The organism is Nocardiopsis sp. TNDT3 (genome assembly GCF_003427465.1).
GTDB classification, from domain to species: Bacteria; Actinomycetota; Actinomycetes; order Streptosporangiales; family Streptosporangiaceae; genus Nocardiopsis; species Nocardiopsis dassonvillei.
The window spans coordinates 1-6,452 of the sequence record NZ_QPFC01000059.1 but is presented as its reverse complement, the minus strand read 5'-3'; the positions used below and the strand labels follow the sequence as shown (position 1 = coordinate 6,452).

Sequence of the window (6,452 nt, the reverse complement as noted above, 5' to 3'; positions counted from 1 at the left end):
CCCCCCCCCCCCCCCCCCCCCCCCCGACCCTCCACCCTTCACCTCCTGTCACCTCCTGCTTCTCGCCCCGCCTCCACCCCCGACGAAGGACAACCGTGCCCAACACACCCCACGCACCCCGCAAGCCCCACGCATCCCATGCCGACCTGCCCGTTTACCTGCTCACCGTGGCCGAGGTGGGCGACATGTTCAGGGTCAACCCCAGGACCGTGAACCGGTGGGCCGCACAGGGGCGCATCCCCGTGGTGCGCACCCCCGGCGGCCACCTCCGCTTCGACCCGGCCGAGGTCCGCCGACTGCTCTGGATCGATCAGCCGCCCACCACCTGAACCCGCGCACACGGTGGAGCCGACACCGCGTGTCCGACCCGGAAAAAAGATTCTGTACGCCGTACGGAATTATCTCCGATCCCCTTGTGTTCCCTGGATCGTAGGCCGTACTGTACGGCGTACGACAAGCGTGGAGAGGGGAACGCTGTGAACACGACCGGAGGCGCGATCACCGCGCGCGGTCTGGGCAAGCGCTACGGGAAGAGCTGGGCGCTGCGCGGGTTCGACCTGGACGTGCCCGCGGGCAGCGTGTGCGGGCTGCTCGGCCCCAACGGCGCGGGCAAGACCACCGCCGTACGCGTCCTGGCCACGCTGCTGCGCGCGGACGAGGGCACCGCGCGCGTCGCCGGATACGACGTGGCCTCCCAGGGGGACGCGGTCCGCCGGAGCATCGGACTGGTGGGCCAGAACGCCGCCGTGGACGAGGTGCTCAGCGGACGGCAGAACCTGGAGATGTTCGGCCGCCTCTACCACCTGGGCGCCCGGCGCGCCGCCGTGCGGGCCGACGAGCTGCTGGAACGCTTCCGCCTGGCCGACACCGGACGCAAGCCGGTCAGTGCCTACTCCGGCGGCATGCGCCGACGCCTGGACCTGGCCGCGAGCATGATCCTGTCCCCGCCCGTGCTGTTCCTGGACGAGCCCACCGTCGGACTCGACCCCCGGGGCCGCAACGAGGTGTGGAACGCCGTCCGCGCCCTGGTGGCGGGCGACACCACGGTGCTGCTCACCACCCAGTACCTGGAGGAGGCCGACCAACTGGCGGACCGGATCTCGGTGGTCGACTCCGGCCGCGTCGTCGCCGAGGGCACGCCGGAGGAGCTCAAGTCCCAGCTGGGCGGCGACCGGCTCGACGTGGTGCTCCACGACGTCGCCGCGCTGGACCGGGCCACCGCCCTCATCGGCCGGGTGAGCGGAGAGCGGCCCGAGGTCGAGGCCGACGCGCGTCGGATCGGCGTCGGTGTTCGGAACCGGGTCGTGGCCCTCACCGAGGTGGTGAGGGCGCTGGAGGAGGAGGGGATCGAGGTGGAGGACGTCGCGCTGCGCCGTCCGACCCTGGACGAGGTCTTCCTGCATCTGACCGGCGGTCATGAGGACCGAGGCGACCGCGGCGACCGCGATGGCCACGGGGACCGCCTTGGCCGTGAGGGCGTCGGTGAAGCCGGTAACGGCGGTGACGTCAGTGACGACGGTGGCGGCCGTGACGTCAGTGACGGAGGTGACCGCGACGCCGGTGGCGGTGACGGTCACGACGTTCGCGGGGAACGCGGTGACCGCGGTGACCGCGGGGACCACGGCGAGCGCGGAGAGCACGAGGACAGCGACGACCGAGTGGGGGAGAGCCGATGAACGACACCGTCATCCAGGGCGCGGTGTCCGCGCCCGCCGACCGGCTGCGCTGGGCGCTGGCGGACGGGTGGACCATCGCCCGGCGCGACGTCGTGCACTGGCTGCGCCAGCCCGGTCAGCTCGTCGCGGGACTGCTGTTCCCCGTGGTCATGGTGCTGATGTTCGGGTTCCTGTTCGGCGGGGCGATGACCGTGCCCGGCGGCGGGGACTACCGGGAGTTCCTGATGCCCGGCATGTTCGCCATGGCGATGGTCTTCGGGGTGGGCGAGACGGTCACCGCCGTGTCCCAGGACGCCGCGCGCGGGGTCACCGACCGGTTCCGCTCCATGCCCATGGCGCCCTCGGCCGTCGTGGTGGGCCGGTGCGCGGCGGACATGCTCCGGTCGGCGATCACCCTGGTCCTGCTGGTCCTGTGCGGTCTGCTGGTGGGGTGGCAGTGGAACGGCGGCATCGGTGAGGCCGCCGCCGGGATCGGGCTGCTCCTGCTGCTGCGCTTCTCGCTGGTGTGGGTGGGCGTCTACGTGGGCCTGGCCGTGCGGGGCGAGGGCGCCGTCACGGCCGTGCACATGCTGGAGTTCCCGCTGGGCTTCCTGTCCAACGCCTTCGTGGCGACGGCGTCCATGCCGGTGTGGCTGGGCGCGGTCGCGGACTGGAACCCGCTGTCGTCCACGGTCGCCGCCACCCGGGAGCTGTTCGGCAACCCGGGGTGGGGCGGGGAGAGCTGGATCGCGCAGAACGCGGTGCTCATGGCCGTGGTCTGGCCGCTGGTGCTCACAGCGGTCTTCTTCCCGCTGTGCGTACGGCGGTTCCGGGCGCTCGGCCGCTGAGGGCTCAGGCGTCCGGGCGCGGGCCCGGGTCCTCCTCCAACGCGGCGAGGAAGGCCCGGGCCCGCCTGCGGTTGCGGACGATGAGCGGCGCCAGCACGAACAACGCGAGGGCGGGCACAGCGAGGTTCACGACGCGGGCCCAGGTCAAAGGTCCGGGATCGGTGAACGCCACCCCCAGGTTCAACGCGAAGCCCAGACCGAAGAGCGCAACCATGGTCTTCGGCCAGTAGGGCGCTCTCAGGACCGCCTTGGCCTGGTGCCGGGCGATCTGGTTGATCTCAGGATCGGCTCCGGGAACCCCGCTGCGAACCAGCCGACCGGCCGCGCGCAAGCGGGCGTTGCTGACGTCCGGGAGAAGCTCCTCGGGAATCATCCGCCTGGCGAACACCCCCATGACCAGCCCGAAGACGATTCCCGAGAGACCACCGATCAACAAGGCCCACAGCGCGCTGCTCCCGACGACCAGAAGGAAGAACGCGAAGAAGAGCGCCGTGAAGCAGCCGAAGAAGATGCCGCCGAAGACCCCGGAGCGAACCGCGTACCGCTGCGGGTTCTGGTGGGCGTACAGACGCAAGCGGTAGGAGAGGGAAGGACGCTGCTGGTTCATCGGTTCGTCTTTCCGTCGTCCGGGTTCGGGCCCGGGCCTTCCTCCAACACGGTGAGGAAGGCCCTGGCCCGTCTGCGTTGGCGTGCGGTGAGCGGCATCGCAACGAACAGCATGAGGGGGAACACCACGAGGCCCACGACGTTGCCCCAGAGCCCGGGGCCGGTGGTGCTCATCGTTGCCGACCACAGGTTCAGCGCCAGTCCCATGCCGAAGATGGCGGACATGGTCTTCGGCCAGTACTGCTGTCGCAGAACCGCCTCGGCCTGGTGTCGGGCGATCTGGTTGATCAGGGGATCGGTGCCGGGGACTCCGCCGCGGACCAGCCGCGCGGCCTCGCGCATCCCCGCCCGGTCGGTGCCCGGAGGCAGAGGGGTCGAAGGAAGCGATCTGACGATGACCACGGTTATGAAAACGCCGAAGAAGGCTCCCGAAACCGCCCCGAACGGAAGGGCCCACACGGCGCTGTCCCCGACGGACCGGAGGAAGAGGGCCCAGAAGAGCCCCGTGACAGCACCGAAGAAGAGGCCGCCGACGAGGCCAGCACGGATCGCGTAACCGCGCGGGTCCCGGTGGGCGTAGGCACGGATACGGAGGAACAGGGGAGGACGCTGCTGGTTCATCGGACCGTCCGTCTCTGGGCCGCGTCGTAGAGGTCGCAGAAGGCGCGCATGTGCTGGCGCCGAGCCCTGAGAGCCAGAGCGAAGACGGCGAACCCGGCGAAGAGCGAAATGTTGTTCAGACCTATCGCTATGAGGGCGGGGTCCTCGTGCCGGAACCCTAGAACGAGCAGGAACACACCGTTGCCGGTCATCAGCCCGTTCAGGACGAGATAGCTGACCAGCCCCCAACGGGGCAACACCCAACCGAAGGACCTGAGGTGCACTCCGGCGTGGACACGCGCGAGGAAGTTCGTCCAGGGGTCACCGCCCATGACGGCGTTGTTCGACAGGACCCGCGCCTCACGCAGTTGTTCGCGCGTTGTCCATGGAGGCAGGTTCTTCGGGTGCACCGCGTCCAAGGAGGCGGTGAGAAACAGAGCGAGGACGTTGAGCAGGGGAAGAGGGACCAACAAGGCGGTCCCGAGTGTGTCGGAGAAGGTTGCGGCGGCGTCCGCCCAGGTGGAATCCACGCCGAACCAGACGAGATCCCCCATGACGGCATGGAGGCCCTTCACCACCACAAGAATGACGAGGAGCAGGGAGGACGTGATCCAGCAGACCATCATCGCGCCGAACCCCGGGCCGTACAGGTCCGTGTAACTCGGGCGGCGGACGTTGGGGGGCTGGTGCACGCATCCTCCACGGGCCCGGGGCAGGGGGAAGCGCGGTCGGGCCGGTGCCGCGTCTGTCCGAATCCTAGACGAGACAGGGCATTCCGGGCGCGGCGTGGCCGCCTTCGGCCGGGCACGCGTTTCCATGTACGGTCCACCGTCACCGGCTGCCGCGCTGGGCTCCGCCTTCCGGCCCCGGCGGCCGGAGGCCCGGTCGCCCTCAGTCCTCCGACAACCACTCCGATCCCTCGGGCCACTCCGGTTCCTCCGCCCCTCGCGGTCCCTCCAACGGCAGCCGCACCGTGAACGTCGTCCCCTCACCGACGACGCTCTCCACCGCCACCGACCCTCCGTGCAGCTCCACCAGGTTGCGCACGATGGCCAGCCCCAGCCCGCTCCCTCCCGTACGCCGGTTGCGCGACTTGTCCGCCCGCCAGAACCGGTCGAACACGTGCGGCAGGTCCTCCGCCGGGATGCCCACACCGGTGTCGGCCACCTCGACGACCGCCTCCCCGCCCGAGCGGCGCGCCCGCACGGTCACCGTTCCGGGCGCCGGGGTGTGCCGCAGCGCGTTCCCCAGCAGGTTCCCGACCACCTGCACCAGCCGGGTCCGGTCGGCGACGACTACCACGTCCCCGGCCTCATGCCCGGCCTCGTCCCCGGCCTCCGCCACCAGCCGCAGTCCGGCCCCGGCGGCCCTCAGCCGCTGGCTGTCCACCACCTGCTCCACGAGCGCCCCGGCGTCCACCGGCTCCGGGGACAGCCGCAGCTTGCCCGCGTCCGCCAGCGCCAGGTCCTGGAGGTCGTCGACGATGTCCTGGAGCAGCAGCGTCTCGCCGACCAGCATCCCCATCCGCTCCCGGTCCAGGTCGGCTACCCCGTCCTGGGCCGCCTCCAGCCAGCCGCGCAGGTTGCTCAGCGGCGTCCGCAGTTCGTGCGAGACGTCGCTGACCATCGCCCGGCGCTGCTTCTCCAACCGCTCCAGGTGCTCGGCCATCTCGTTGAACGCGTCCGCCAGCTGGCCCAGCTCACCGGAGTCGCGCACCTCCACCCGCGAGTCCCCCCGCCCCTCCCGCATCCGCCGCACCGCGTCGGTGAGCGCGCGCACCGGGCGGACGAGCCGCGTGGACACCGCCACGCTCACCACCACCGTCAGCACCAGTACCAGCAGCACCACGCCGAACACCCGAACCAGGCCCTCGCCGGTCAGCGGCACGACGCCCGACGCCTCCGCCTCGGGGTCGTCGGTGAACAGCAGCGCCGCCGGGGCCACGTAGGGGTCCAGCTGCTCGCGCCGGGCGGAGTCCAGGCACGCGGAGGTGCGCGCGTCGAAGCGCGGCGGCTCGGGAGGCGCCCCGGACCCCCAGCCGCCCGTCTCCTCGGAAACCGTTCCCGGGGGCTGGTCCTCCGCGGGTTCCGGGGACCACGGCGACTGCTCCACCGGCGCCGGTCCGTCCTGAACGGGAGGCTCGCCCGAGCCCCCGGCCGGGTCCCGGACCTCCTCGGACGGTTCCACGGGCACGGGTTCCTCGCCGCCGGGGTCGTCCGGCACCTCCCCGGGAGCGACCGCCTCCTCCCCGGGCGCCGAGGGATCGCGCGGAGCGCGGGCCTCGTCCGCGAAGCCCCCGGAGTCCGTCGCGAACCCCGTGGGATCCTCGGGCGCACCGTAGGGCAGCGCCACGGGAACCCCGAGGGCCCCGTCCATCCGGTACTCCGCCTCCGCGTCCTCGGGAGCCTCCACACCCAGGCAGGTCCTGACCAGGCCGTTCAGCTCCTCCAGCGCCTCCCGCTCGCCGTCGGTCGGCTCCTCCAGCCTCTCCAGCCCGCAGTCCAGCCACGCGTACCGGTTCGCCTGGGCCACGGTGACGGCGGGGCGTCCGCTCGGCCCGGCCTCCACCTCCACCGTGAACCCGTACAGGTCGCGCAGGCAGTCGGCGGTGTTCTCCGCGATCTCGGCCAGCCGGATCCGCTCCGTCTCCGGCAGCGCGAACGGCCCCACCGCGCGGGGGTCGATGCGCCCGGTGACGTCGGAGGCGAGGGTGACGTCCACCGCCAGCGGATCGACCACCGAG

General features: G+C 71.7%; 7 protein-coding genes. 3 read left to right on the top strand and 4 right to left on the bottom strand.

All coding sequences use genetic code 11. From position 1 onward, the window contains the following. Nucleotides 1-95 precede the first annotated feature (95 nt). The 3 genes from DQW06_RS01730 to DQW06_RS01720 all read left to right on the top strand — a co-directional run bounded on the left by DQW06_RS01730 (nucleotide 96) and on the right by DQW06_RS01720 (nucleotide 2,503). Nucleotides 96-329: a BldC family transcriptional regulator gene (locus DQW06_RS01730; protein WP_071623045.1), complete on the top strand. Its 234-nt coding sequence runs from the start codon at nucleotides 96-98 to the stop codon at nucleotides 327-329. A gap of 147 nt (nucleotides 330-476) precedes the next feature. Further along, nucleotides 477-1,676 (top strand): ATP-binding cassette domain-containing protein, encoded by a 1,200-nt coding sequence (locus DQW06_RS01725; protein ID WP_117197840.1) that lies wholly within the window; start codon nucleotides 477-479, stop codon nucleotides 1,674-1,676. Beyond that, nucleotides 1,673-2,503 carry an ABC transporter permease gene (locus DQW06_RS01720; protein WP_071623043.1) on the top strand — a complete coding sequence of 277 codons (831 nt, stop codon included), beginning with the start codon at nucleotides 1,673-1,675 and terminating at the stop codon, nucleotides 2,501-2,503. Before DQW06_RS01725 ends, DQW06_RS01720 begins: the two co-directional genes overlap by 4 nt. A gap of 4 nt (nucleotides 2,504-2,507) precedes the next feature. On the opposite strand, the gene DQW06_RS01715 is transcribed toward DQW06_RS01720, so the two are convergent. The 4 genes from DQW06_RS01715 to DQW06_RS01700 form a co-directional block, all read right to left on the bottom strand. Further along, complete coding sequence (locus tag DQW06_RS01715; protein WP_071623042.1) at nucleotides 2,508-3,110, bottom strand: hypothetical protein; 603 nt, start codon at nucleotides 3,108-3,110, stop codon at nucleotides 2,508-2,510. Beyond that, nucleotides 3,107-3,730 carry a sensor domain-containing protein gene (locus tag DQW06_RS01710; RefSeq protein WP_117197839.1) on the bottom strand — a complete coding sequence of 208 codons (624 nt, stop codon included), beginning with the start codon at nucleotides 3,728-3,730 and terminating at the stop codon, nucleotides 3,107-3,109. The genes DQW06_RS01715 and DQW06_RS01710 overlap by 4 nt, the downstream gene beginning before the upstream one ends. Then, nucleotides 3,727-4,401, bottom strand: coding sequence for a hypothetical protein (locus DQW06_RS01705; protein WP_117197838.1), 675 nt, complete (start codon nucleotides 4,399-4,401; stop codon nucleotides 3,727-3,729). The genes DQW06_RS01710 and DQW06_RS01705 overlap by 4 nt, the downstream gene beginning before the upstream one ends. Before the next feature lie 199 nt (nucleotides 4,402-4,600). Beyond that, nucleotides 4,601-6,452 (bottom strand): ATP-binding protein (locus DQW06_RS01700; protein ID WP_117197837.1); only part of this gene is annotated, 1,852 nt, incomplete at its 5' end.

Coding starts and splice junctions, on each gene's coding strand:
- DQW06_RS01720 (WP_071623043.1), top strand. CDS start 1,673: ATGAACGACACCGTCATCCAGGGCGCGGTGTCCGCGCCCGCCGACCGG.
- DQW06_RS01710 (WP_117197839.1), bottom strand. CDS start 3,730: ATGAACCAGCAGCGTCCTCCCCTGTTCCTCCGTATCCGTGCCTACGCC.
- DQW06_RS01715 (WP_071623042.1), bottom strand. CDS start 3,110: ATGAACCAGCAGCGTCCTTCCCTCTCCTACCGCTTGCGTCTGTACGCC.